The following is a 26,265-nucleotide window of genomic DNA, read 5'->3' as shown; positions in this document are numbered from 1 at the left end:
CAGGCGGCCGCTAAGTGAGAGGAGTAAACCACTGTGATTCATGGAGGGAGACCAAAAACGTTATAACATAACAATTATACTACCTGATTTTCCCCGCGCGATACCCGAGAGAAAGTGTTTCAAAAGTTAACTATTTGGCGCTTACTCTGTGGCTATCACTGGATCTGAATCGATTGAGCGATAAATCCCATCGCAACGATTACGTATTCTGCACAGAGTTAACTTGCAATATTTGGCCAGAACCCCAATGATAGATTCATCCTCCTTTTTTACCGGAAGCGAAATGCAGTCTATTATTCATTGTGATATTGCTGTGGATGAGGACGATTGCGAGAAGTTGCAGGCTATTATCCAGGGGAATATTCTCAAAATAGCCGAAGCCCTGGCAGGTGATTTACAGTGGTATTCTCAAAACGCGCAATTAGTTCCCGACAGTTTTAAGATTATTTCCATTCAACCGCACGATAACAATCGATTTAAAATGCTTTACGATTTTAAGTGGGATTTATTTAATCCTTGCCTGGATTTAAACGAAACATCTACCCAGCATGAAGAGATTTTGTTCCAGATAGTACCGGGCGCACTGGTGTTTTCAGTGATAGACAATACCCGCCCCTCGCCAGCCGACGAATTGTAATATTTAGTAATCGAGGTGAGCAAAGCTAATGAATGTGGATTATATTTAAAAAGTCGCTGAATTCTTAATATTCGTGATCGCTTCCTGATAGCTTTTCCAAATCTCGCCGCGCTGCGGTCACTGTGCAAGCTCTGGAGGGGAAAAAGATGGACGAATACTCACCAAAACGGCATGATATTGCCCAGCTTAAATTCCTGTGTGAGAACCTGTTTGACGAAAGTATGGCGACACTGACTGACAGCCATCACGGCTGGGTGAATGACCCTACTGCGGAAAGCAATTTACAGCTCAACGATTTGATTGAGCATATCGCGTCTTTCACGATGAATTACAAAATTAAGCACGTTGAAGATGAAGCGCTGATTACGCAAATCGATGAATATCTTGACGATACCTTTATGCTGTTTAGCAGTTATGGAATCAATACTCAGGATCTTCAACGGTGGCAACGTTCAGCAAGACGCTTATTTAATCTGTTTGCCGAAGAGTGCGCTTTTCTCCAACAACCCAGCCATTCCTTTTAGCATCAGAGTGAGACCGGTTTATTTATGAGCAACCAAGCCTTAACCAAAACAGACTATTTGATGCGACTGCGTCGTTGTCGCTCAATTGACACCCTTGAACGGGTGATTGAAAAAAACAAGTACGAATTATCTGACAACGAACTCGCGGTATTTTATTCTGCGGCCGATCATCGTCTCGCTGAACTGACGATGAATAAGCTTTACGACAAAGTACCGGTTTCTGTCTGGAAGTTCGTCCGCTAACTATTTTTACCCGCTGTTCGTTACGCCATCTTTTCCCTTCAGGGAATGATTCACAGGCAAAGGAGTGCCAGCGTTTCGCTGTGTACTGATTTCTTGAGGATTTTTTCGGGGAGTAGAAATGGTGGAGGCCCTGCCAGCTACATCCCGGCACACGCGTCGCCTGCTGCGGCTGCTTCCTTCCGGACCTGACCGAGTTCACAAGTTAGCGTTGCGGGAGAACCAACAGGGCCCCCATTGACGAGCTCTCTTTCGAAAGCGCAGGCATTATCAAGTAACCCCCTGGCAATTGCAAGCGCAGGCCGGGTGACCGTTGTTTTCTTGAACAGCTAGCCAGTAAAACCCTGATTCTCGCCCTCTCTGCATGCTAAAGTCAGCATTTACTCGCTGAATCAGGTGCGTGTATGAACGACACAAGTAATTTCTCCGAGCGCGTCTGGCAAATTATTGCCGCGATCCCTAAAGGCAAAGTCACCACCTACGGCGATATCGCCCTGCTTGCCGGTTCACCGCGCGCAGCCCGACAAGTCGGCGGCGTATTACGTCGCTTACCCGAGGGCAGCAAATTACCGTGGTTCCGCGTCATCAATCGCCATGGCCGCATTTCACTGCAAGGCGATGATCTCTTCCGCCAGCGTGATGCGCTGGAAGCCGAAGGCATCGAAGTCAGTGATGCCGGTGAGATTGAATTAGAGAAGTATCGCTGGGAGTACTAAGCGCAGCCATGCTGAAGTACGGGAGGGCAACACTGTGCAGCAAAGCTTCCCCGCCAAAGATGAAAGTAACGAGCAATCTGGGACAATCCGCCGATGCCACTCCACAAATTCGCGCCCATGCTGAGGTACGGGCAGTCAACACTGTGAAGTAAAACATCCCCGCCAAAGATGAAAGTGACGAGCAATCTGGAACAATCCGCCGATGTCATTCCACAAATTCGCACCCATGCTGAGGTGCGGGTAGGCAACACTGTGGAGTAAAGCGTCACACGCCAGGGATGGCGTGTGCCGAGCGATCAGGGACGAGGCAGCGACTTTACGCAACAGTGTTGCCTACCCGCACACTCCCCCGCCCTGTTTTTAAGCGTAAACTCCCCGCCCCTGCTTTTATCACATACTCGTCGGCGCAGGCACCGAAGCAGAAGGCACCACCTGCGTTGGCGACGTTGACGGCACCGTTGTCGCCGCGCCTGGCGTGGTCTGCATCGCCATATTGGTCACAGGTACCAACAGCAGTTCCGCTTTCGTACCGCCATGATTGATCACCGGCTTCACCGTATCGGTAATGAACGCCAGTTTGCCATCAATAGCGATAGCCGCACTCAACAGAATCCGCGCATTCGGCTGAATATCGGCCGGGTTAAACGGCAGCACAAACTGGAATGGCGCCTGTTTCCCTTCGGTGCGCACCACATGCTGCGCCAGCACTTTAGATGGTGCATCGGCCAGTGAAGCGTCAGACAGCGTAACGGTCAGCACCGCATCCGGCGGCAACGCAATGCGCTGGCGAATATACACCGAACCACTAACATTTGGCTGCGTAATCGCGGCCTGCTGTCCTGCAACGGCGGAACCTAACGTTGGGGTGGCTACCGGCTTACTGTGATCGGCACAGCCAGCCAATGCTGCCGCCAGCGTCACACCGCTAATAACATGCCAGAGTTTCATCGATGTCGTCTCCTTATGAACACTATGATTGTCGGCGGACAAATTGTTGGGTAGCTTTTCAACCGCCGAATGCCCTTAATTCTGGCACAAAAAACCGGATTGCGCCCAAAAGCACTGCCAGCTCGCTGAAATCACGGCAAAATCATTGACGGAAACTGGTCGGATCTTTCACACTGACGCGATTGCCCCCCAGAGGAATCTGCTATGAGCCAGGCACTGCAAAACCTGCTTAAATTACTCGATCTCGAAAAACTCGAAGAAGGCCTATTTCGCGGCCAAAGTGAAGATCTCGGCCTGCGCCAGGTGTTTGGCGGCCAGGTCGTCGGTCAGGCGTTATACGCAGCAAAACAAACCGTGCCGGAAGAGCGCATCATCCACTCGTTCCACAGCTACTTCCTGCGTCCTGGTGATAGCGAAAAAGCCATCATTTACGATGTCGAAACCCTGCGCGATGGCAAAAGCTTCAGCGCGCGTCGTGTCAGCGCGGTGCAAAATGGTCACCCCATTTTCTACATGACAGCCTCATTCCAGGCACCCGAAAGCGGATTTGAGCACCAGAACACTATGCCTCAAGTACCGGGGCCGGATAACCTCCCCTCGGAGCAGGATCTGGCACAAAAACTGGCAGCCCATTTGCCGCTCAAACTCAAAGAAAAGTTTCTCGCTGAACGTCCACTGGATATCCGGCCGGTGCAAATCCATAACCCGCTCAAGGGCCGTGTTGATGAGCCGATGCGCCAGGTGTGGATTCGTGCCAACGGTAAGCTGCCGGACGATCGCCGCATTCATCAATACCTGCTGGGTTACGCCTCGGATCTCAACTTCCTGCCCGTGGCGCTCCAACCGCACGGTAAAGGCTTTTTGGAACCTGACATGCAGGTTGCGACGATTGACCACTCCATGTGGTTCCACCGCCCGTTCGACCTCTCAGAGTGGTTGCTATACAGCGTAGTGAGCACCTCAGCTTCAGGTGCACGTGGGTTTGTACGTGGGGAGTTCTACACGCAGGATGGGACACTGGTCGCAACCACCGTTCAGGAAGGCGTCATGCGCCAACGCGACGCATAAAAAAAGGGGCGATATTATCGCCCCCTCGTCTTTTTATAATTTTAGCGCACTGCTCTTCTACCGCTCATTTCTTACTGGTTGTAAGCGTTCTCGCCGTGGCTGTTCACATCCAGACCTTCACGTTCCTGATCTTCTGGAACACGCAGGCCAACGATCATATCCGCCAGTTTGAAGCCGATGAAGGCGACAACACCTGACCAGACAATGGTCACGCCGCAGCTGAACAGCTGAACCCAAACCTGATGGCCCATGGTCACGCCTTCTGCGTAGCCCACGCCGCCCAGTGAAGAGGAGGCGAACACACCGGTCAGAATACAACCCAGGATACCGCACACGCCGTGCACACCGAACACATCACACGGGTCATCCACACGCAGCCATTTCTTCAGGGTGGTCACACCCCAGATACCTGCCAGGCCACCGGCCAGACCGATAATCAGCGCGCCGCCGACACCGACATAACCACAAGCCGGGGTGATAGCAACCAAACCGGCGATAAAGCCAGAACACGCACCCAGCAGAGAAGGTTTGCCACGCATTGCCCACTCACCGAACACCCATGACAGCACCGCACCTGCAGTCGCCACAACAGTATTCAGGAAAGCCAATGCTGCGATTTCGTTAGCTGAAGAAGCAGAACCGGCGTTGAAACCGAACCAGCCCACATACAGAATCGCAGTACCGGTGAAGACCATTGGCAGGTTGTGCGGCTTGAACGCTTCTTTACCGAAGCCAGCACGTTTGCCCACCAGATAAGCACCCACCAGACCCGCAACGGCTGCGTTGATATGAACAACGGTACCGCCAGCGAAGTCCAGCGCGCCGTCTTGCGCCAGCAGACCGCCAGCCCACACCATGTGTGCGATTGGCAGATAAGAGAGCGTCAACCAGACCACCACAAAAATCAGTACTGCTGAGAAGCGAATACGTTCAGCAATCGCGCCCACAATCAGGCCCACGGTGATACAGGCGAAGGAAGCCTGGAACGCGACGTGAATATACTGATAGAAGCTGCCCATCACTGCTTTCAGCTCGATATTTTTCAGCATCGCCCACTGGAAATTACCGAAGAAGGCGTTGCCCTCGCTGAAGGCCAGTGAATAACCGTAAATCACCCACAGCACGCAGACTAATGCGAAGGTCACGGCAACCTGGGTCAGCATCGACAGGACGTTTTTACCGCGAATCAAACCGCCGTAAAACAGGGCGATGCCCGGAATCGTCATAAACAGTACCAGAGCGGTACAGATCATCATAAAGGCGTTATCCGCTTTGTCCGCAACGGCAGGTGCTGCCGCCATGGCCAGAGACGGTAACAGTGCCAGGCTGGTGAGGCCCAACTTAGTCATCATTTTATTCATTTCTTTCCATCCCATCACAATTCAGAGCCCCAGTTACAGTGCTGCTTCGTCGGTCTCGCCGGTACGAATACGAATAACGCGCTGCAGTTCTGCGACGAAGATTTTGCCGTCGCCAATTTTGCCGGTGTAAGCGGCTTTGCTGATGACATCCACCACTTCATCGAGTTGATCGTCCGCAATCGCGATATCAATTTTAACTTTTGGCAGGAAGTTCACGCTGTACTCGGCACCGCGGTAAAGCTCTGCGTGACCTTTCTGGCGACCAAACCCCTTCACTTCGGTAACAGTCAGTCCCTGAATGCCAATGGAGGATAAAGCTTCACGCACGTCCTCCAGCTTAAATGGTTTGATTACCACGGTAACCAGCTTCATACGTTCCCCTCCAGATAATAAATTGAGTGAGTCTCGCGGACACGAGGAGATATAAGCAAACGCTGTGCCATAAATGAAAAAAGGTGAGCAGTCAGTGGCCTGGACGCGCTGTATCGCGCTTCGTTATGTAATGGGTGGCTCAGTTTGGAAACAGGACAAAAGAAAGGTGTTGCAATATTGCACCCCTTTGGTGCTTTCAGCCTCAAAGGAGTGCATCAATACAGAACAATCCGATAAATCTGCGCAAAAAAGGTGCAATTCACCCTTCTGCTTGTGCGGGGATGCTCGCCGCGAGTTCATCACCCGCCTGCTGTAGCTGATACATCTGCCAGTAACGACCCTGTTGAGCCAGCAACTGTGCATGCGTGCCACGCTCGGCAACCTTACCACGGTGCAATACCAGAATCTGATCCGCTTCGGTGATGGTAGAAAGGCGGTGTGCAATCACCACCAGCGTGCTGTGCTGGCGTAGTGCACGCAGCGCATGCTGAATCGCCTGCTCGGTGCCGGAATCGATATTGGCGGTCGCTTCGTCAAGAATCAAAATCTGTGGCAGCGAAACCAGCACCCGCGCCAGCGCCAGTAACTGTTTTTGCCCGACCGACAAATTGTTGCCCTGCTCGCCCAATCGCGTGTGGATGCCCTCCGACATCGAGCGAGCCAGCGGCGCGAGCTGCACCTTTTCCAGTGCCTGCCACACCTGCTCTTCCGGGATATCGCGTCCCAGCCGCACGTTGGCTAACAAGGTATCAGCCAGCACCACCGGATCCTGCTGCACCATCGCGACGCTTTGCCGCAACGCTTCATGCGTCAGCTGCGGTAAGGGGCGACCATCCAGCTCGATGCTACCGCGTGTCACCGGGTAATATCCCATCAGTAAATTCGCCAGCGTACTTTTGCCACTGCCTGTATGCCCCACCAGCGCCACAAAACCGCGCGCCGGCACTTCGAGGCTGATATGGCTCAGTACATCCCGATTGTCGCGGTAAGCAAAACTGACATCGTGTAAGGTAATGCGCCCAGAAGCCAACGGCTGGTTATCGCCACCGTAGCCCTGCTGTGTGGCATCCATCAGTTCAAAAATACGCTCGCCGGAAACCACCGCCTGTTGCAGCATCGATTGCTGCGTGGTGAGCTCAATCAAGGGTTCGTTCAGTCGTCCCAGGTAGGTAATAAAGGCGTAAAGCACGCCGACCTCAAACACCCCGGGCGTGGCAAAGCTGAACAGCATCAGCAGCCCACAGAGGATCATCGCCGAAAACAGACTCAACAGCGGACGCAACAAGAAACCGTCCAGTCGCAGAGTTTCCATGCGCGCCAGATAGTGTGAGCGGCTGGCCTCGCCCATGCGTTCACCAAAGCGCGCCTGCTGGCGAAACTGCTGGATCACGCTCATGCCGTTGATCACTTCATTGAAACCATTATTGATATCCGCCAGATAGCTACGCACACGACGTGCAATCGGCGTGCTGTAACGCTGATAAATCAGCATCACCGTGAGTACCAGCGGGAAGATGACAATCGCCACCAGCGCCATGCGCCAGTCGAGCGAGAACATCGCCACCAGCATTGCGCCAATCAGTGCCGCACTGCGCAGCACGGTGGCTACCACCGTGACGTAGAGATCTTTAATCACTTCAGTATCATTGGTGACGCGCGAGATAATCTGCCCCACCGGCTGGGTATCAAAGGCGCTAAGCGGCTGCCGCAGTGCCGCGTTCATTACATCCACGCGTAACTGCTGCACCACACCAATCGCCGCGCGATTAAACAGCAGCGCCTGGAAATAGTGCAAACCCGCAGCCAGCAGTTGCAGCAAAATAAAGCACACCAGCAGCCCGATGGCGATGCCCCAGGGCATCTGGTGTTTCGCCACCAGATTATCAATGAAGTAGCTAACCAGCACCGGACCGGTGACTTCTGCCGCCGCCGCAATCCAGAGCATGCCAACCGCCAGCCACAGCGATTTGCGCCAGGGTTTGCCGTACGACAGCAGGCGTTTCAGGGTTGGCCACAAACGTTGCGATTTAGCCATGATTCGCCTCCTCTGTGGCTTCGTCTTCATCCAGCGCCGCTTCGAGTTGCTGATAGCGGTACATATCGCGATACCATCCCTCTTTCGCTAGCAGGCTGTCATGATCGCCGCGCTGAGTCACCGCACCTTGTTGCAGCACCAGAATTTCACTGGCCTCGGTCAACGCCGATAAACGATGAGCACTGATGATCAATGTGCGGCCTTTGCCCCACTGCCGCAGGTTGTGCAGGATTTCATGCTCTGTGCGACCGTCCACCGCGGATAGTGCATCGTCGAGGATCAGGATTTCCGCATTCAGCAACAGCGCGCGGGCAATGGCAATACGCTGTTTTTGACCACCGGAAAGCATCACACCGCGCTCACCCACTTCGGTGTCATAGCCCTGCGGCAGACGGAGAATGTCATCGTGTACACAGGCCATGCGCGCCACGCGCTCAATTTCTTCCTGAGACGCATTCGGACGCCCCAGTGCCAGGTTATTGGCCACGGTATCGGAGAACAAAAACGGCGTCTGGCTCACCACCGCCAGCCGACTGCGCCAGCTATCAAGTCGCAGCTGCGTGAGCGGCAGGTTATGGTAGCGAATATCACCCTGGTCGATGTCGAAATGACGTTGAATCAGACTCAACAGCGTGCTTTTACCACAGCCGGTTGGACCGCACAGCCCCAACATTTGCCCCGGTTTCAGTTGAAAATTAACATGGCTCAGCGCCGCGCCTGCGTTGGCGGGATAATGAAATTCACGAATGGCGACCTGTAAATCTCCGGCGTCGGCGGGCAGGACTTTCTGCCCATCCTCCACCGCCGGCGCTTCCGCCAACAGCGCGCGAATGCGACTCCATGCCGCGCTCCCGCGTTCAACGATATTGATCATCCATGCCAGCGCCAGCATCGGCCAAATCATCAGCCCGAGATACATAACGAAGCTGGTGAGCTGACCCAGCGTCAAACTACCGTGCCACACCATCCAGCCACCACCGGCAATCGCCAACAGGTTAGAGAAACCCACGGCGATATAGATGATGGGATCAAAGCGTGCATCAACCCGCGCTACATGCAGGTTCTTTTTACCCGTATCGCGGGCAATGTCTGCAAACTGCTGGGATTGATGATCTTCCAGACCAAACGCTTTGATCATGCGGATGCTGGTGAGGCTCTCCTGCGTTTGATCGTTCAGGCTGGAGAAGGCGGCCTGCGCCACTTTAAAGCGCTGGTGCAGACGCGAACCATCTTTCTGAATGGCAATCGCCATCAGCGGCATCGGGATCAGCGCCAGCAGCGTCAATTCCCAGCTGATTTGCACGCTCATCACTACCAGCACCACTAAGCCCATCACCAGCGAATCCACCAGCGTCAGGACGCCTTCACCGGCGGCAAACACCACGCGATCCACATCATTGGTGGCGCGTGCAATCAAATCACCAGTTCGATGACGCAAGTAGAACGCCGGATGCTGGCGACTCAGCTGGCGATAGAAATCTTCGCGTAATTCAACCGCGAGTTGGTAGGACGCACCGAACAGCAGCACGCGCCAGACATAGCGCAGCAGATAGACGATGACCGCCGTCACCAGCATCACGCCGATCCACATGAAAATTTTGCCGCTGCTTAAAGTGTGTTGCGTCACGCCATCGACAATCACGCCGACCACATGCGGCGGCAGCAGTTGCAATAACGCAATCACAATCAGCAAGCTGACGGCACCCAGATATCGCCGCCACTCGCGCAGGAAATACCAACTTAATTGGCTAAATAATCGCACAAGACACTCTCTTTCTGTGCCCGATCAGGGCGCTACCGGCAACGCGGTGGTGTATTTAATCTCTTCCATGGCGAAACTGGAGGTCACATCAATCAGGCCTGGCACGCCATTCACCAGACGTTTGTAAAATGCATCGTAACTTTTCATATCGGCCACCTGGATGCGCAGCAGATAATCGTACTCTCCGGCCATGCGATAGAATGCCATCACTTCAGGCATCTGCTGTACCACGGCAACAAATTGCTGAAACCAGTCGCTGCTGTGCTGTTGTGTTTTGACAAACATGAAAGCGGTGAGAGAAAGGCCCATCTTCTCCCCATCCAGCAAAGCCACGCGCGCACGAATAATGCCATCATCTTCCAGCTTTTTCAGGCGTTTCCAGCACGGCGTGGTAGTGAGATTCACCGCATCCGCCAAGGCCTGCAGTGATAACGTGCAATCCTGTTGCAATATCGCCAGCAAAGTGCGGTCAGTTTTATCTAGCATTCGGCGCTCCGGGAGAAAAATTTTCTCTTATTCGGGCATTATACCCGGATTAAAGCAACCTTATTTTCCTGCCAGTGCCTTACACTGTGCACAATAATGATTACGGATTCGTCACATGCAAACGCCCTGGGTTCGCCACGCCATCAATGAAATTAACGCCGATTTTCAACGCTCTGCGGATACGCATCTTATTCGCTTTGCGCTGGAGGATTTTCCGGGCATCCGCTTTTACCTCAAAGATGAAAGCACCCATCCGAGTGGCAGCCTGAAGCATCGCCTGGCGCGGTCGCTGTTCCTGTATGGGTTGGCCAATGGCTGGATCCGCGATAATACGCCTATCATTGAGGCGTCATCCGGTAGCACGGCGGTGTCAGAAGCCTATTTTGCGCGTTTGTTGGGTCTGCCATTTATTGCCGTGATGCCCGCCAGCACGGCGAAACGCAAAATTGAAATGATCCGTTTTTACGGCGGCGAGTGCCATTTCGTTGCCGATCCTTGTCAGCTGTATAGCGAATCGGAACGTCTGGCGCGTGAACTCAACGGTCATTTTATGGATCAATTCACCTATGCCGAGCGCGCGACTGACTGGCGCGGCAACAACAACATCGCAGAAAGTATTTTCCGTCAGATGGCGCATGAGCCTTTCCCGGTGCCGCATACCGTGGTGATGAGCGCGGGAACCGGCGGGACTTCGGCCACACTGGGCCGCTATATCCGTTATCAGGGGCACGATACGCGTCTGCTGGTGGTGGATCCGCAGCACTCCGTGTTCTTTGATTTCTGGCATAGTCGTGACAGCGCGCTGCGCAGCGATCGCGGCAGCATGATTGAAGGCATCGGACGTCCGCGTGTGGAGCCGTCGTTTTTACCGGATGTGATCGACGAAATGATCAAAGTACCCGATGGCGCGACAGTGGCTGCGATGCTTCATCTGGAGAAAATTCTGGGTCGTCGCCCTGGCGCTTCAACCGGCACCAACTTCTGGGGCATGCTGCAGGTGGCGAAACGCATGCGGGAAAATGGCGAGCAAGGTTCGCTGGTGACACTACTGTGCGACAGTGGTGAGCGTTATCCGGACACCTATTACAACCCGGAGTGGGTCGCGCAGCATATCGGGGATATTCAGCCGTGGCTGCGTGAGCTTTACCCTAAATAATTCGAATTGCAGGAAGGAGGCAAACGAGAGCATCCCGATGAGCTTACTGGAGTAAGTGATTCGGGTAAACGAGTGCAGCCAACGCACCTGCAATTCGAAGTATGACGGGTATGCAATAAAAAACCGGACATCCTGTCCGGTTCACTGTAAGCCTCAGCATTCGGGGGAATAATCGAGGTGTGGTGTGCTCATCCAGTGATTTAAGTAATGAGACACCGCCTGTGTCTCGCAATGTCCAATAATCGGCAAATGCGGCAGCGACGATTTCAATTGATGCATGGCGTTGCCCATGATGAACCCGCTGCCAACGCGCTCCAGCATTTCGCGATCATTCATCGCATCACCAAACGCCATACAATCCGCCATTGATAGCGACAGATGCTGGCACAGATGCGCCAGCGCCGCGCCTTTGTGGCAGTCCAGCGGCAGAACTTCCAGACAATCCCATGCGGAAAAACAGATATTGGCGCGCTCACCCAAGGCTTGCTGCAACTCTACTTTTAACGCCTGCAGCATCTCATGCGGCGCAATAAAGCAAATTTTGGTCACCTCATGCGCCGACATCTGACGCAAATCGCGCAGCTGATAATGGAAGCCGCTCATCACGTGTGCTTCCAATGCTCCCAGCAACGGTTTATCGGTGAACCAGCCCTCATCGTTGAAGATATGAATCGATGCCGGCGTTTGCCAATGCGTGTGGATCACCTCTTCGGCTACAGAAGAGGACAGATCACAGCCAAACAGCTGCTGACCCTCCAGATCGTGAATGCGTGTGCCATTGCCGGTAATCAACCAGGCCGGCAGGGTGAGCTGTTCACGTACCACCTGCACATCCATCAGATGGCGGCCCGTGGCAAAGGCAATGGTGATATCGCGCTGATGCAAGGCATGCAGGGTGTCGATGGTTTCATTCCCTAACCGATGCGTCGGCAGTAACAACGTGCCATCCATATCAAATGCCGCGAGGCGAGCCATGCAATGTCTCCTGTCTGAGTGAGGAATCTACTATCGCCTGGTAATTACGGAACTAATAGTGAATACTTTCAGGAAACTGTTCCGGGTTTAGCCATGCGCCAACTTCATCGGGTTAATCAATTTCAGCGCCTGTGGCAACTCAGCCAGGGCGAGCCTCTGCGTTTGAGTGTTGCTGCCATGGCCCAACACTGTTTTTGCAGTGAGCGCCACGTACGTACCTTATTACGCCAGTGGCAGGATGCAGGCTGGCTGCACTGGCGCGGCGAATCCGGCCGCGGAAAACAAGGCGAACTGACATTTCTGATCTCACCTGAACAACTTCGCCAACAGCTGCTAACCCAGCAACTGGAAGCAGGCGAAGCGATACAAGCGTTGCAAGTATTGGATCTTCATCCTGAGCGGCTGGTGAAAATGCTGCGACCGCTGATGGGCGGCCAATGGCAGAATCAGGCACCGGTACTGCGTATTCCCTATTATCGCGCGATGGAGCCGCTGCGGCCGCTGCGTCTGACCGGAAGAGCTGAGCAGCACCTGGTGCGGCAGATTTTCTCTGGCCTGACGCGCTTTAATGGCGACGATGTAGAAGGTGATCTTGCGCATCACTGGCAACATGATGGCAGCGGCTGTGACTGGTATTTCTGGTTACGACCTCAGCTCAGCTGGCACAACGATGAGCCAATTCAAGCTGCGCAGCTGGTTGCTCAGTTACAGCAGATTATGCAAACCGTGCGCGGCAGCCGCCTGCTGGCCTCTATCGAACGCATCGAGGCGCCACATCCGCTGGCTCTGCGTATTCAATTGCGTCAGAGCGACTACTGGCTGCCGCAGCGTCTGGCACATCAATACTGCCTGCTGCCACATCCTGATGCAGTGGATATAGGCAGTGGCCCCTGGAAGCTGACCCATTTCACCGATGAGCTGGTTCGCCTGGAAAGTCATGCCCGCTGGCATCTGCAACGACCGCTGATTCAGCGGGTGGAATACTGGATTACTCCACAGCTGTTTGCCCATGGTCTCGGCACCAGCTGTCGCCACCCGGTGCAAATCGCCATTGGTGATCCTGACGAGCTGGACGCATTGCGCCCGGTCGATCACAGCATCAGCCTCGGCTTCTGTTATCTGGCACCGCGCATTTCCGCCAGTTTCACTGCTGCTCAGGCAACAACACTGATTGCATTAATACAACACAGTGGCGTGATTCAGCAGTTACCGTTGGATGAAGGCTTGATTACCGCGAGCAAGGAGTTGCTGCCCGGTTGGCCCGTTCCCTCTGCCGGGATGACCACCGTCAAGCTGCCCGAAAAACTCACACTGCACTACCATCTTCCTATCGAACTGCATGTGATGGCGCAGGCGCTGGTGCCTTTGCTGGCCCATCAGGGCTGCGAATTAACCTGCGTTTTTCATGATGTGAAAAACTGGCGTGACGATATCGACCTGAGCGATGCCGATGTGGTGATGGGTGACCGGTTAATTGGCGATGCACCGCTGTTTACCCTGGTGAACTGGCTGGAGAACGATCCCGTATGGACTCCCTTACGTGCCCCGGTACTACAAGCGCCACTCATCGCTATCGCCCATCAGCCCGACCCAGAGCAACGCGCAGCATTAACACAGCAATTGTTCCAGCAGCTGATGGGTGACGGACATCTGTTGCCGCTGTTTAACTATCGCTATCAGGTGTTTGCCCCGCCCGGCGTTGAAGGCATCCAGCTCAATACATTGGGCTGGTTTGATTTCACCCGCGCCTGGATTCCACCGCCCGCAACCGCAGGGGCTGTTCAGCCCGCGCCCGAGCCAGTACCATAGACGCACTGATTTTTGGGGAAATTGAGATGAAACGAGCCGTTGTCGTATTCAGTGGCGGACAAGATTCCACCACCTGCTTGATTCAGGCACTGCAGCAGTATGATGAAGTGCACTGTGTCACCTTCGATTATGGTCAGCGCCATCGCGAAGAGATTGAAGTCGCGGCAGAACTGGCGCACAAACTGGGGGCGCGTGCACACAAAGTACTGGATGTGACGCTGCTCAATGAGCTGGCAGTCAGCAGCCTGACGCGCGATAACATTCCAGTGCCTACTTACGATCCTGACGCCAGCGGGTTGCCGAGCACTTTTGTGCCGGGCCGCAATATTCTGTTCCTGACCTTAGCCTCTATCTACGCCTATCAGGTGGAAGCCGAGGCGGTGATTACCGGTGTCTGCGAAACAGATTTCTCCGGCTACCCTGATTGCCGCGATGAGTTCGTTAAAGCGCTCAACAATGCCGTGAGTCTCGGTATGGCGCGCAACGTTCGCTTCGAAACGCCACTGATGTGGCTGAATAAAGCGGAAACCTGGGCGCTGGCCGATTACTGGCAACAGTTGCCACTGGTGCGGGCGGAAACCCTGACCTGTTATAACGGTGTGAAAGGCGATGGCTGTGGTGAATGCGCGGCTTGCCATCTGCGCGCGCGCGGGTTGGCGGATTATCAGGCTAATGCTTCAGCCGTCATGGCAGCGATGAAACAAAAAAGCGGCCTTAACTGATTGCGCTAAATCGGAGGCTCGCAGTGATTGCGCGGCCTGGCTGGTTGGGAGGGTTTAGCTGATTCGCTAGCAGGAAATAATTGAGCTGCTTCGCTAGCAGGAACTGTTTGAGCGTCTTCGTTCGCTGCAACTCATTGGGCTACTTAACTAGCTGGAACTTATTAAGCGGTTTAGCTGGCTGGCGTTTCTGACGCCAGCTCGCTCCGCTGTTAATGGCTTTCTACCATCAATGCCGACAAACGGTCGCGCAGCTCCCCTTCCATCGGTACCGCTTTTTGCGTACGCAAATCGATGCAGACGAAAGTTAACGCGGCGTCTGCCACCACGGTGTTATCACCCGCCAGCAGCACGCGCTGCGAAATAATGCCGCTTTTGCCATTCAACTGTGACACTTCGCTCTCAATATGTAATACGTCGCCCAGCACCGCCGGACGACGATAGTTAATATTGATATTGACCACCACAAACGCCAGCTTCTGATCCATCAGCCAGTGAAAAGCATCGACATCCTCCAGCCATTGCCAGCGCGCCTCTTCCAGAAATTCGAGATAGCGTGCGTTGTTCACATGCTGATAAACGTCCAGATGATAGCCGCGTACTTTGATGGTGGTTTGCATTGTTGCTCCTGTTCAGACTGTGAATACCAACTGGTATGACCTGTTGAGCATAGCACAGCCTGATTGGGTGCTTTATCAATCCTTCAAAGTCGCGACCCGCCTCACAGTTTCAGGCGATCGCTGTTACGTTCGACCAGCGCATTGCCGATGCCCGGTATTTCCTTAAGCTGATCGATGGCGGTAAACGGACCATATTGCTCGCGGTAACTGACAATCGCCTGAGCTTTCTTCAGGCCGATGCCGTTCATTACGGCTGCGAGCTGTTCAGCGCTGGCTTGATTGATGCTGACCTGTCCCTCTTGCGGCGAGGATACTTGCGTCGCCTGCGTTTCGCTGGGGCTTTCGGCCGCGGACAGTCCGGTGGTATAGAGTGCGCCACCCAGCGCCAGCGTGATACATAGAGCGCGAAAAGTTGATTTCACCATGCTGTGTTTCTCCTTGTGTTTGACAGCCACAGCAGAGTGTCACAGCGTGTTTTCAGGCTCAAAAGGGCAATTCCAGAAATGGAAAAGGCCGCAGAAGCGGCCTTTGAGTGTTGCAGCGGATTCACATTTTTTGTGAGGCTTACTGGTTTTGTGCAGCCGCGCCGTATTTGATTTTCGCGTCTTTGCGCAGGTTTTCCAGCAGCGCTTCAAACGCAATCTGTGCGTTATTCTGCGTCACGCCTTTCACCATCTCATCAATCTGCGCCTGCGGCATATTACCCGGGCTGACTTTATCCAGTGCGACCAGCACCACGTTGCCCTGCATATCTTCGCTCACGCCCCAGGACGGTTTGTTGTCCGCGGGTTGTGGCAAGTTAAAGGCAGACTGCGCAACCGGATCTTGTGCATTACGATCAAAGGATTTGCTGGCGCTCAGGGTCAAGCCTGCCGCTTTCAGCGCATCTTCTTTACCGGCTTTCAGATCAACCAGCAGCTTATCGGCCTGCGCTTTAGCCTGCTGTGTGGCTTTGTCATGCTTCAGCGTGTCGGCAATCTGCGCTTTCACCTGGTCCAGCGGTTTCACGGCTTCAGGCTTGTGCTCACTGATGCGCAGCACGAATGCACGATCGCCATCGACGCTGATGATGTCAGAGTTATTACCCGGCGCACCGTTTTGGCCCACCAGTCCACCGTTGAAGATCGCCTGCTTGACCTGATCGAAATCGAGTTCAGCCGGAACATTATCACGCGTGATCCAGCCGGTTTCCGTGACTTTCAGACCGGAAGCCTGTGCCGCACCCGCCAGCGACTCGTTGTCATTGCTGGCCGCTTCACTGACTTTCTGCTGCAGCTTGTAAAAGGCGTCGACTGCTTTTTCCTGCTTCACCTTGTCAGCAACGGCGTCATGGATCTCAGCCAGCGGCTTAATCTGCTCGGCCTGGATATCATCCAGACGTACCACCAGGAAACCGACTGAAGATTTGATCACGCCAGACAGTTGGCCTTTCTGCGTCAGGTTGGCATTTTTCAGCTCATCCGGCGTGGTACCCGGCTCCAGCCAACCCATATCGCCGCCTTTGCGTGCCGAAATTGGGTCAATGGATTTGCTTTTTGCCAGCGTAGCGAAGTCTTCACCCTTCTTCAGCGCTTCCAGAACGGCATTGGCATCCGCTTCAGTTTTGGTCTGAATCACGCTGTAGCGATTGCGCTGCGGCTGTGAGTAGTCAGCTTTGTGTTGATCGAACCAACTCTGAATGTCCGCTTCGCTCACGGTTTCCTGCATGCTGGCAGCATCCATTTTGATGTAGCTGACGCGGAACTGCTCAGGTGCCATGAAGCTGTTCTGATGCTGCTGGTAATACTGATTGATCTCATCATCACTGGCCGTTTGTTTCGCTGCCAGCGCGTTAACATCAATCACCGCCTGACGAATTTCACGCTGCTGCGAGACCAGGTCTACCAGCTTGCTGGTTTCACCTTTCAGCATGAAATCGGTATTAGCGATCGCATTGATCAACTGCTGAGTGGCCAACTGCTTACGCAGCGCCGCCGCGTACTGATCCGGCGTAAAGCCCATCTGAGTGATTAAGCCGTTATATTTCGCGTTATCAAACTTGCCGTTAGTCTGGAAAGCTTTTTGATTGAAGATCGCCTGCTTGATCTGATCATCGCTAATGCCAATCTTCAGATCTTTGATGTATTGATCAAGCAACGCCTGATCAATCAGCTGAGACAGCGCCTGCTGACGCATCTGCTGCATGTAACCTTCGTTGCTGGCCAGCTGCGAGAATTGATCGCCCAGCATCTGCTGCTGACGATTACGCTCGTTGTTAAAGCCCTGCTCAAGCTCTGCACGGCTAATTTCATGGCCATTAACTTTGGCGGCATAATCGCTGCCACCGCCGATCAGGTAGTTGCCCACCCCGGTCAGTACGAAAGACAGGATGATCAATCCCAGAATGATCTTGAGCACGACATGATTCGACGCCGCGCGTAAATTGTCCATCATGGTATGACAACACTCCGCTGTAGTGTGAATGTAAAGCTCTGACACGATGTCATCATCGTGCAACTGCTGTTCAGGCTGGCAGTTGGCAACCATGCGGAGACAATAGCCTGTGGCCATCGCCGCGCATCAAGAATAAAAAAGGCACATCAAAAATGATGTGCCCGTATGTTACATGAGAACGGCTTTTTCGTCCTCAATCCATAGAAGAAAATGCTTCAATGGATGTGTCAGCGGTCATTAATTGACTGAGTCTTTCAGTGCTTTACCTGCACGGAAGCCCGGAACTTTACCAGCCGGGATGGTGATCTCTTTACCGGTTTGCGGGTTACGGCCTGTACGAGCAGCACGCTCACGTACAGAGAAAGTACCGAAACCAACCAGTGCCACTTCATCACCGCCTTTCAGCGCGTCAGAAACGGAGCCCATGAATGCATCTAACACACGTCCCGCTGCTGCTTTAGAAATGTCAGCGTCTGCAGCAATTTTGTCGATCAACTGTGACTTATTCACTCTATTCATCCCCTCTTTTATTATTCACATCGCACCCGCGCTTCCCGCCCGGTGCGAACGCGCAGCCAGTTATATCAAGCCTGTGGAGCTGAAACAACGGTATTCATCTTATTCGTTGATTCAACAGCCCCCTAAATTAGCGGCACAAAAAAAAGCTGGCAAGCACCATTTGGCCTGCCAGCTTCGCTTTTTAACGGTTTTTGCCGTTAATCACTATTTTGCCGTCGCAACCTGCATGCCGTAAGGCGCATTTTCCAGTGCCAGGTTCAGCACCTCTTCAATACGCTTCACAGGATGGATGGTCAGATCGGCAATCACGTTCTGTGGAATCTCTTCCAGATCGCGCTTATTTTCATCCGGGATTAACACGGTTTTGATGCCACCGCGATGCGCTGCCAGCAGCTTCTCTTTCAGACCACCAATCGGCAACACCTGACCGCGCAGAGTGATCTCACCTGTCATCGCCACATCAGAGCGCACCGGGTTACCGGTCAGACAAGAAACCAGCGCCGTACACATGGCTATACCGGCACTTGGACCATCTTTCGGCGTTGCCCCTTCCGGCACGTGCACGTGGATGTCACGTTTCTCGTGGAAATCCCCGTTGATGCCGAGTTTCTCCGCACGTGCGCGAACCACTGTCAGCGCCGCCTGGATAGACTCCTGCATCACTTCACCCAGTGAGCCGGTATAAGTCAGTTTGCCTTTACCCGGTACGCAGGCGGTTTCAATGGTCAGCAAATCGCCCCCCACTTCCGTCCATGCCAGACCGGTGACCTGACCTACGCGGTTTTCAGTGTCCGCTCGACCATAATCAAAGCGCTGCACGCCCAGGAAGTCGTGAAGGTTTTCACCATTAATCTTGATGCTCTTCTTACTTTTGTCCATCAGCAGCGTTTTTACTGCTTTACGGCACAGCTTGGAGAGTTCACGTTCCAGACTACGCACGCCCGCTTCACGGGTGTAGTAACGAATAATGCCGATGATGGCGCTATCGTCAACACTGATCTCTTTTTCTTTCAGTGCATTACGCTCAATCTGTTTCGGCAGTAAGTGCTGTTTGGCGATATTCAGTTTTTCATCTTCGGTATAACCCGAGAGACGAATCACTTCCATACGATCCAGCAGCGGTGCCGGGATGTTCATGGAGTTAGAGGTCGCCACAAACATCACATCGGAGAGATCGTAATCCACTTCCAGATAGTGATCGTTGAACGCAATGTTCTGCTCTGGATCCAGCACTTCCAGCAGTGCCGAAGCCGGATCGCCACGCATATCGGACGACATCTTATCGATCTCATCCAGCAGGAACAGCGGGTTCTTCACGCCAACTTTCGCCATTTTCTGGATCAGTTTGCCCGGCATAGAACCGATGTAAGTACGGCGATGTCCACGGATTTCCGCTTCATCACGTACACCGCCCAACGCCATACGCACATATTTACGACCGGTGGCTTTCGCGATCGACTGACCCAGCGAGGTTTTACCCACGCCTGGCGGTCCGACGAGGCACAGAATTGGGCCCTTAATTTTGCTAACGCGACTCTGCACCGCAAGATACTCAAGAATGCGGTCTTTCACGCGTTCCAGACCGTAATGATCGGTATCCAGCGTTTCCTGCGCCTTCAGCAGGTCTTTTTTCACTTTGCTGCGCGCGACCCATGGAACCTGAACCATCCAGTCGATATAACCGCGTACCACGGTGGCTTCTGCAGACATCGGCGACATCATTTTCAGCTTCTGCAGTTCTGCTTCGGCTTTTTCGCGCGCTTCAGTCGGCATTTTTGCCGCTTCAATTTTACGTTTCAGCGCTTCGTATTCGTCCGGCGCATCATCCATTTCGCCCAGCTCTTTCTGAATGGCTTTCATTTGCTCATTCAGATAGTACTCACGCTGGCTTTTCTCCATCTGCTTTTTCACGCGATTGCGAATGCGCTTCTCAACCTGCAGCAGATCGATTTCGGATTCCATCATCGCCATCAGATATTCAAGACGTTCGTTGATGTCGGACATTTCCAGCACTGACTGCTTATCAGCCAGCTTCAGCGGCATATGCGCTGCCACGGTGTCGGCGAGACGCGCCGCATCGTCGATGCTGTTCAGTGAGGTCAAAACCTCAGGAGGAATTTTTTTATTCAGTTTGATGTAGCCTTCAAACTGATTAATCGCCGTACGCACCAGCACTTCCTGCTCACGCTCTTCAATTTCTGGCGAGATCAGGTATTCGGCCTGGGCAACAAAATGGTCGCCATTATCAGCCAGTGTGGTGATGTGCGCACGCTGCAAGCCTTCAACCAGCACTTTCACCGTGCCATCGGGCAGCTTGAGCATCTGCAATACGGAAGCGACGGTCCCTACAGAGAAGAGATCGTTAATACCAGGTTCATCCGTTGAAGCCTCTTTCTGGGCAACCAGCATGATCTTCTTGTCATGATCCATTGCCGCTTCGAGGCAACGAATCGATTTTTCCCGACCAACAAACAACGGAATTACCATGTGCGGATAAACCACCACGTCGCGCAAAGGCAACACGGGGATTTCAATGCGTTCAGAACGCTCAGGATTCATAGAGCTCTCTCTTAGTTTAATGTCCGCCAGGTGATGGGTACCGCGTAAAAGAAGTTTGCAGTTCAACCCACAGGATATTGAGTATATGGGGATGCTTGGTCGACATTCAATGTCAGGGGAGAGAGAAAAACAAAAGGGGAAACATTTTCCCCTTTTTTAAGATAACAACATGGTTAGATTGTTTATTTATTCGCCAGAAGCCTGAGCTTCGTGCTTACCATAAATCAACATCGGCTCGGATTGACCGTCAATCACTGACTCATCAATCACCACTTTTTCCACGTCATCCATCGATGGCAGATCGTACATGGTTTCCAGCAGCGCACCTTCTACGATAGAACGCAGACCACGCGCGCCGGTTTTGCGTGACATCGCTTTCTTAGCGATCGCCGTCAACGCTTCATCACGGAACTCCAGCTCCACACCTTCAAGGTTAAACAGAGCCTGGTACTGTTTGGTCAACGCATTCTTCGGTTCGCGCAGAATCTGAATCAGGGCTTCTTCACTCAATTCACTCAGCGTCGCCACCACCGGCAGACGACCAATGAATTCTGGAATCAGACCAAATTTGATCAGATCTTCTGGCTCAACCTGCGACAGCAACTTGCCTTCGCTGGCTTTTTGCGATTTACCTTTCACCGTAGCGCCGAAGCCGATACCGGATCCGGTTTCCACGCGCTGGGAAATCACTTTGTCGAGGCCAGCAAAAGCACCACCACAAATGAACAGGATCTTAGACGTATCAACCTGCAGGAACTCCTGCTGTGGATGCTTACGTCCACCCTGCGGCGGAACCGCGGCAACGGTACCTTCGATAAGCTTCAGCAACGCCTGCTGTACGCCTTCACCGGATACGTCACGCGTGATTGACGGGTTATCTGACTTACGAGAAATCTTATCGATTTCATCGATATAAACGATACCGCGCTGTGCTTTCTGCACATCGTAATCACACTTCTGCAGCAATTTCTGGATGATGTTTTCCACATCCTCACCCACATAACCGGCTTCGGTCAGGGTGGTGGCATCCGCCATGGTGAACGGAACATCCAGCAAACGCGCCAGGGTTTCAGCCAGCAAGGTTTTACCGCTACCGGTTGGACCGATCAGCAGAATGTTACTTTTGCCCAGTTCGATTCCATTACTGGTATCGCCGTTGCGCAGACGTTTGTAGTGGTTATAGACCGCTACCGCCAGCACTTTTTTCGCCCTTTCCTGACCGATGACGTAATCATCTAAATGATGACGGATTTCATGCGGTGTCGGCAGTGCACTGCGCTCACGGTGCGGAGCCACTTCTTTAATCTCTTCGCGAATGATGTCGTTGCATAAATCAACACATTCGTCGCAAATATACACTGACGGCCCGGCAATCAGCTTACGGACTTCATGCTGGCTTTTGCCGCAGAAAGAGCAGTACAGCAACTTACCTGAACCGTCTTTGCGCTTATCTGTCATCAGCTAACCTCTTTTCGTTCTCAGACCCAATTTGGTGTACGGCACTGGCCGCACATCAACGGCCGATATTCATGCAACTCATCGTGCTGCCCCGTTAACTATAGCGTAAGGGGCAGCCAGATGTGTCTTATTGGCGATGCGTCAGGATGGAATCGACCAAGCCATACTCTACCGCTTCGCTGGCAGAGAGGAAACGATCGCGCTCAGTGTCGCGTTCGATCTCTTCCAGTGATTTGCCGGTATGTTCAGCCATCAACTCATTCATACGCTGCTTCACTTTCAGAATTTCACGCGCATGGATTTCGATATCCGTCGCCTGGCCCTGATAACCGCCCAGCGGCTGGTGAATCATGACGCGGGAATTCGGCAGGCAGAAGCGCTTACCTTTGGTACCTGCAGTCAGCAGGAACGCACCCATCGAACAAGCCTGACCCATACAAATGGTGCTGACGTCCGGCTTGATAAATTTCATAGTGTCATAAATCGACATCCCGGCAGTAATCACGCCGCCTGGCGAGTTAATGTAGAGATAAATGTCTTTTTCAGGATTCTCAGCTTCCAGAAACAGCATCTGCGCCACGATCAGGTTGGCCATATGATCTTCAACCTGGCCAGTCAGGAAGATCACACGCTCTTTGAGCAGGCGGGAGTAAATGTCGTATGAACGCTCGCCGCGCGAGGTTTGTTCGACCACCATTGGCACCAGCGCCATGTGCGGTGCAGTAAATTCACGATCGCCACTGTATGACATTACCGTCTCCTGATAAATTTCATTGGCAACATTCTGTACCGATATTACGTGAGGCGCGTCGGGAAAACTATGCGCTGCCTTCTCACTCCGACATAACAGGACGGTTAATCAGCCAGTCTCACTGTTTTCATGCATTCTCCCTGTATCTGGGGATGCTGCCCAGTTGTTTCAAGCATAACAACCTTTTGCCCATTCGCTAACACGGAAAAAGAGCTTAGCGAACAATTTGCCGATTAATTAGGCAAATAGAGGACAAATCTGTGCGGTTAGCGCCTTAAAACGAAAAAGCCCGCGACTTTTCAGTCGCGGGCTTCGCACTTTCGGTTAACTAACGAATCAGGCCGCTGAGGTCTGGTTCATCAGTTCCTGGAAGTTGGTTGCTTTATCGGTCACTTTGGCTTTCGCCAGAACCGCTTCAACAGCCTGCTCTTCCAGTGCAACGTTGCGCATGTTGTTCATCAGCTCGTTGTTCTTGCTGTAGAACTCGATCACTTCCTGCGGATCTTCGTATGCAGAAGCCATCTCTTCGATCAGCGCTTTAACGCGGTCTTCGTCAGCTTTCAGCTCGTTGATGCGAATCACTTCGCCCAGCAGCAGACCGACAACAACGCGACGTTTAGCCTGCTCTTCGAACAACTCACGTGGCAGTTCGAAAGCTTGCTTCTCGTTGCCACCAAAACGCTGAGCAGCCTGACGACGCAGAACGTCGATTTCGCTGTCGATCAGTGCCACTGGCACGTCGATGTCGTTGGCTTCAACCAGACCATCAATCGCCTGAGATTTTACGCGGTTACGAATAGCGCCTTTCAGCTCACGATCCATGTTCTTACGCACTTCTGCACGCAGACCGGCAACGGAACCATCTTCAACGCCAAAGCGCTTGATGAACTCTTCAGTCAGTTCTGGCAGCTCGCGAGTTTCCACTTTTTTCAGCACGATTTCGAACTTCGCGTCTTTCCCTTTAAGGGTTTCAGCGTGGTAATCGTCCGGGAATTTCACGTCGATAGTGAAGGTTTCGCCCGCTTTGTGGCCAACAACACCTTCTTCGAAGCCTGGGATCATACGACCCTGGCCCATCGCCAGTACGAATTCAGACGCTTTGCCGCCTTCGAACTCTTCGCCGTCTACTGAACCGGAGAAGTCGATGGTTGCGCGATCTTCAGCAGTCGCTGCTGCATCGCTCTCTTTCCAGGTCGCCTGCTGCTTCTGCAGGGTTTCCAGCATGGTATCAACGTCAGCATCGGTGACTTCAACCACTGGCTTCTCGACTTCGATAGCATCCAGGCCTTTCAGCTCAACTTCAGGATACACTTCGAACTCAACCGCGTAGGTGAAATCTTCACCTTCTTTGTACTCACCTGGCACGTAGTTTGGTGCGCCAGCTGGGTTGATTTTCTCTTTGATGATGGCGTCAACGAAGTTGCGCGTCATCAGCTCGCCCAGCACGTCCTGGCGAACAGAAGCACCGTAGCGCTGAGAAATGATGTTTGCCGGCACTTTGCCTTTACGGAAACCGTCGATACGGACTTTCTTAGCCACTTCCACCAGTTCTTTCTTCACTGCGCTTTCGATGCTGTCAGCTGCAACAGTAATCGAAATGCGACGGCCCAGACCCTGAGTGGTTTCTACTGAAACTGTCATCTTGTTACCTCAAAAAATCACGTGCTCGGTCAACTTCAGACACCACACATTAAATGCGCCGTATCCAACAATCGGGACGGCCTCTGCAGGCAGAACCTAATCCCTGTCACCAGAAGCGTCCCGAAGACATTCCGGAAAAATAGACGCCGCATTATAGCGGCATCGCTGGAATGAGTCGAGGCTGCAAACTCACCACTTTTTAGCGGTTTTGCTGCTTTTTTGCGCCATGGATCGCGTTTGAGGGTAATAGATGAAAAGAAAACGGCCCGCAGGCCGTTTTGAGAGAGGATCAAGTGTGAACTTAGGCGAGGGTACCCGCTCCACGACAGTTCGGTGACGCCAGCACGGTATCTTGCAAACCATCCCACTCTTTTTGCGTGTAAGTGTGTAGTGCCAGTGCGTGCACGCTCCCTGCTAACTCTTCGGTCAATTCGCCATAAATGGCGCGATGACGCTGCAGGAATCGCTGGCCGGTAAACACATCGCTGACAATCACCACTTTAAAGTGACTTTCAGAACCAGCGGGCACGTTATGACGATAGCTTTCATCATGCACTTCGAGATGTGCAGGTTCGAACGCCTTACGCAGCTTTTCTTCTATTTGTTCGCGAATCATTGTTAACACTCCTCAACGGCGAGCGCTGTGCCCATCTGTTTAAATATTAGTAGGTTTTTTGCCCAACCCGCAGGCGCGCCGGAAATAATTCCTGATCTGCTGCGCATCTTAACGGGCTCATGCGTCAGGTCAATGCTGTTGCATGACCGCCTGTCCGAAAAAAGCCTTTACAATCAATTTCCACAGGCACGGGGCTTTTTTCGCCGTCGCGCAATGCTATGATGGCCGCAGTTTTGCAAACCAACCCATATGCTAACGAGAATGAGTATGTTGAAAAAACTGTTATTCCCTCTGCTGGCTGCGTTTATTTTAGCCAGCTGTGCCAGCAATAACACCACCCTGAACATTCAGCCTAAGATCCAGCTGCCACAGCAAGATCCCGGTCTGATGGGTGCCACCATCAGCGTTAACGGTGCCGATCAGCGTTCCGATCAGGCACTGGCAAAAGTGAATCGTGACGGTCAGTTAGTCACCTTAACACCATCGCGCGATCTGCGTTTCCTGTTACAGGAAGTGCTGGAGAAGCAGATGACAGCACGCGGTTATATGATCGGACCAAACGGTGCGGTTGACCTGCAGATTGTCGTCAATGGTCTTTACGCTGATGTGACACAAGGTAACGTGCGTTACAGCATTACCACCAAAGCTGACATTTCCATCATTGCAACCGCGAAAAACGGTAACAAGCAGGTTAAAAACTATCGTCAGACTTACAGCGTAGAAGGCGCATTCACCGCCACTAACGCGAAGATCACCAACGCGGTCAACTCTACCCTGAGCGACGTGATTGCTGATATGGCGCAGGACACCAGCGTTCACGAATTTATTAAACAGAACGCCCGCTAATTCCTCAGCTATTC

At 53.0% G+C, this 26,265-nt stretch carries 25 protein-coding genes and 1 other RNA gene; 9 read left to right on the top strand and 17 right to left on the bottom strand.

Going from position 1 to position 26,265, the window contains the following annotated elements:
- Nucleotides 1-283: 283 nt before the first annotated feature.
- The 3 genes from JK231_RS04000 to JK231_RS03990 all read left to right on the top strand — a co-directional run bounded on the left by JK231_RS04000 (nt 284) and on the right by JK231_RS03990 (nt 1,404).
- Nucleotides 284-637 carry a hypothetical protein gene (locus JK231_RS04000; protein ID WP_211728048.1) on the top strand — a complete coding sequence of 118 codons (354 nt, stop codon included), beginning with the start codon at nt 284-286 and terminating at the stop codon, nt 635-637.
- A 146-nt stretch (nt 638-783) separates the two neighbouring features.
- A complete protein-coding gene (gene tomB, locus JK231_RS03995) occupies nt 784-1,161 on the top strand; it encodes an Hha toxicity modulator TomB (RefSeq protein WP_034828139.1) in 378 nt (125 codons plus the stop codon).
- A gap of 24 nt (nt 1,162-1,185) precedes the next feature.
- Nucleotides 1,186-1,404 carry an HHA domain-containing protein gene (locus JK231_RS03990; protein ID WP_034828137.1) on the top strand — a complete coding sequence of 73 codons (219 nt, stop codon included), beginning with the start codon at nt 1,186-1,188 and terminating at the stop codon, nt 1,402-1,404.
- A 128-nt stretch (nt 1,405-1,532) separates the two neighbouring features.
- Here JK231_RS03990 and ffs read toward each other — a convergent pair.
- Nucleotides 1,533-1,629, bottom strand: an RNA gene (ffs, locus tag JK231_RS03985) — signal recognition particle sRNA small type.
- 176 nt (nt 1,630-1,805) lie between these two features.
- Between ffs and JK231_RS03980 the strand changes: the two genes are divergently transcribed.
- On the top strand, nt 1,806-2,117 hold the full coding sequence (locus tag JK231_RS03980) for an MGMT family protein (protein ID WP_160867924.1): 312 nt from the start codon (nt 1,806-1,808) through the stop codon (nt 2,115-2,117).
- A 390-nt stretch (nt 2,118-2,507) separates the two neighbouring features.
- Here JK231_RS03980 and JK231_RS03975 read toward each other — a convergent pair whose 3' ends face one another.
- Nucleotides 2,508-3,065 (bottom strand): YbaY family lipoprotein, encoded by a 558-nt coding sequence (locus JK231_RS03975; RefSeq protein ID WP_211728047.1) that lies wholly within the window; start codon nt 3,063-3,065, stop codon nt 2,508-2,510.
- Between the two features lie 204 nt (nt 3,066-3,269).
- Between JK231_RS03975 and tesB the strand changes: the two genes are divergently transcribed.
- Nucleotides 3,270-4,133 (top strand): acyl-CoA thioesterase II, encoded by an 864-nt coding sequence (gene tesB, locus JK231_RS03970; protein ID WP_211728046.1) that lies wholly within the window; start codon nt 3,270-3,272, stop codon nt 4,131-4,133.
- A gap of 71 nt (nt 4,134-4,204) precedes the next feature.
- Here tesB and amtB read toward each other — a convergent pair whose 3' ends face one another.
- From amtB to JK231_RS03945, 5 genes are all read right to left on the bottom strand, one after another.
- Nucleotides 4,205-5,494 carry an ammonium transporter AmtB gene (gene amtB, locus JK231_RS03965; protein ID WP_038648536.1) on the bottom strand — a complete coding sequence of 430 codons (1,290 nt, stop codon included), beginning with the start codon at nt 5,492-5,494 and terminating at the stop codon, nt 4,205-4,207.
- A gap of 33 nt (nt 5,495-5,527) precedes the next feature.
- Nucleotides 5,528-5,866 carry a P-II family nitrogen regulator gene (gene glnK / locus JK231_RS03960; RefSeq protein WP_007886947.1) on the bottom strand — a complete coding sequence of 113 codons (339 nt, stop codon included), beginning with the start codon at nt 5,864-5,866 and terminating at the stop codon, nt 5,528-5,530.
- 259 nt (nt 5,867-6,125) lie between these two features.
- Nucleotides 6,126-7,901, bottom strand: a complete 1,776-nt coding sequence (locus JK231_RS03955; protein ID WP_211728045.1) for a SmdB family multidrug efflux ABC transporter permease/ATP-binding protein — start codon at nt 7,899-7,901, stop codon at nt 6,126-6,128.
- A complete protein-coding gene (locus tag JK231_RS03950; protein ID WP_211728044.1) occupies nt 7,894-9,663 on the bottom strand; it encodes a SmdA family multidrug ABC transporter permease/ATP-binding protein in 1,770 nt (589 codons plus the stop codon). The genes JK231_RS03955 and JK231_RS03950 overlap by 8 nt, the downstream gene beginning before the upstream one ends.
- Before the next feature lie 24 nt (nt 9,664-9,687).
- On the bottom strand, nt 9,688-10,149 hold the full coding sequence (locus JK231_RS03945) for an Lrp/AsnC family transcriptional regulator (RefSeq protein ID WP_034828126.1): 462 nt from the start codon (nt 10,147-10,149) through the stop codon (nt 9,688-9,690).
- Nucleotides 10,150-10,264: 115 nt separating this feature from the next.
- Here JK231_RS03945 and JK231_RS03940 point away from each other — a divergent pair, with 115 nt between their 5' ends.
- The gene (locus JK231_RS03940) at nt 10,265-11,305 is read left to right on the top strand and encodes a PLP-dependent cysteine synthase family protein (protein WP_211728043.1); all 1,041 of its coding nucleotides are present in this window, start codon (nt 10,265-10,267) and stop codon (nt 11,303-11,305) included.
- Between the two features lie 153 nt (nt 11,306-11,458).
- On the opposite strand, the gene cof is transcribed toward JK231_RS03940, so the two are convergent.
- The gene (cof, locus tag JK231_RS03935; RefSeq protein WP_211728042.1) at nt 11,459-12,280 is read right to left on the bottom strand and encodes an HMP-PP phosphatase; all 822 of its coding nucleotides are present in this window, start codon (nt 12,278-12,280) and stop codon (nt 11,459-11,461) included.
- 93 nt (nt 12,281-12,373) lie between these two features.
- On the opposite strand from cof, the gene JK231_RS03930 reads away from it, so the two are divergent.
- Together JK231_RS03930 and queC are read left to right on the top strand one after the other, a co-directional pair.
- Nucleotides 12,374-14,089 carry an SgrR family transcriptional regulator gene (locus JK231_RS03930; RefSeq protein WP_211728041.1) on the top strand — a complete coding sequence of 572 codons (1,716 nt, stop codon included), beginning with the start codon at nt 12,374-12,376 and terminating at the stop codon, nt 14,087-14,089.
- Between the two features lie 26 nt (nt 14,090-14,115).
- Nucleotides 14,116-14,811, top strand: a complete 696-nt coding sequence (queC, locus tag JK231_RS03925) for a 7-cyano-7-deazaguanine synthase QueC (RefSeq protein WP_058962234.1) — start codon at nt 14,116-14,118, stop codon at nt 14,809-14,811.
- Between the two features lie 209 nt (nt 14,812-15,020).
- Here queC and JK231_RS03920 read toward each other — a convergent pair whose 3' ends face one another.
- From JK231_RS03920 to bolA, 9 genes are all read right to left on the bottom strand, one after another.
- Complete coding sequence (locus JK231_RS03920; RefSeq protein WP_058962233.1) at nt 15,021-15,428, bottom strand: YbgC/FadM family acyl-CoA thioesterase; 408 nt, start codon at nt 15,426-15,428, stop codon at nt 15,021-15,023.
- A gap of 101 nt (nt 15,429-15,529) precedes the next feature.
- The gene (locus JK231_RS03915; protein ID WP_211728040.1) at nt 15,530-15,853 is read right to left on the bottom strand and encodes a ComEA family DNA-binding protein; all 324 of its coding nucleotides are present in this window, start codon (nt 15,851-15,853) and stop codon (nt 15,530-15,532) included.
- 139 nt (nt 15,854-15,992) lie between these two features.
- On the bottom strand, nt 15,993-17,861 hold the full coding sequence (gene ppiD / locus JK231_RS03910) for a peptidylprolyl isomerase (RefSeq protein ID WP_160832689.1): 1,869 nt from the start codon (nt 17,859-17,861) through the stop codon (nt 15,993-15,995).
- A 237-nt stretch (nt 17,862-18,098) separates the two neighbouring features.
- A complete protein-coding gene (gene hupB, locus JK231_RS03905) occupies nt 18,099-18,371 on the bottom strand; it encodes a nucleoid-associated protein HU-beta (RefSeq protein WP_034828113.1) in 273 nt (90 codons plus the stop codon).
- A 213-nt stretch (nt 18,372-18,584) separates the two neighbouring features.
- Entirely contained in the window at nt 18,585-20,939 is a 2,355-nt protein-coding gene (lon, locus tag JK231_RS03900; RefSeq protein WP_034828111.1) for an endopeptidase La, read from the bottom strand.
- Between the two features lie 186 nt (nt 20,940-21,125).
- Nucleotides 21,126-22,397: an ATP-dependent protease ATP-binding subunit ClpX gene (gene clpX / locus JK231_RS03895; RefSeq protein ID WP_211728039.1), complete on the bottom strand. Its 1,272-nt coding sequence runs from the start codon at nt 22,395-22,397 to the stop codon at nt 21,126-21,128.
- A 127-nt stretch (nt 22,398-22,524) separates the two neighbouring features.
- Nucleotides 22,525-23,148: an ATP-dependent Clp endopeptidase proteolytic subunit ClpP gene (clpP, locus tag JK231_RS03890; protein ID WP_008103933.1), complete on the bottom strand. Its 624-nt coding sequence runs from the start codon at nt 23,146-23,148 to the stop codon at nt 22,525-22,527.
- 336 nt (nt 23,149-23,484) lie between these two features.
- The gene (gene tig, locus JK231_RS03885) at nt 23,485-24,789 is read right to left on the bottom strand and encodes a trigger factor (protein WP_211728038.1); all 1,305 of its coding nucleotides are present in this window, start codon (nt 24,787-24,789) and stop codon (nt 23,485-23,487) included.
- A gap of 301 nt (nt 24,790-25,090) precedes the next feature.
- A complete protein-coding gene (bolA, locus tag JK231_RS03880) occupies nt 25,091-25,405 on the bottom strand; it encodes a transcriptional regulator BolA (RefSeq protein WP_034828103.1) in 315 nt (104 codons plus the stop codon).
- A gap of 267 nt (nt 25,406-25,672) precedes the next feature.
- On the opposite strand from bolA, the gene JK231_RS03875 reads away from it, so the two are divergent.
- Nucleotides 25,673-26,251, top strand: a complete 579-nt coding sequence (locus JK231_RS03875; RefSeq protein ID WP_211728037.1) for a lipoprotein — start codon at nt 25,673-25,675, stop codon at nt 26,249-26,251.
- The last annotated feature ends 14 nt before the right edge of the window (nt 26,252-26,265 follow it).

Origin of the sequence: Pantoea sp. JGM49, from assembly GCF_018257655.1 — a bacterium.
In the GTDB taxonomy this organism is placed as follows: Bacteria; Pseudomonadota; Gammaproteobacteria; order Enterobacterales; family Enterobacteriaceae; genus Pantoea; species Pantoea communis.
The sequence above is the reverse complement of the archived record's forward strand: the minus strand, read 5'-3'. Positions and strand labels throughout refer to the sequence as shown.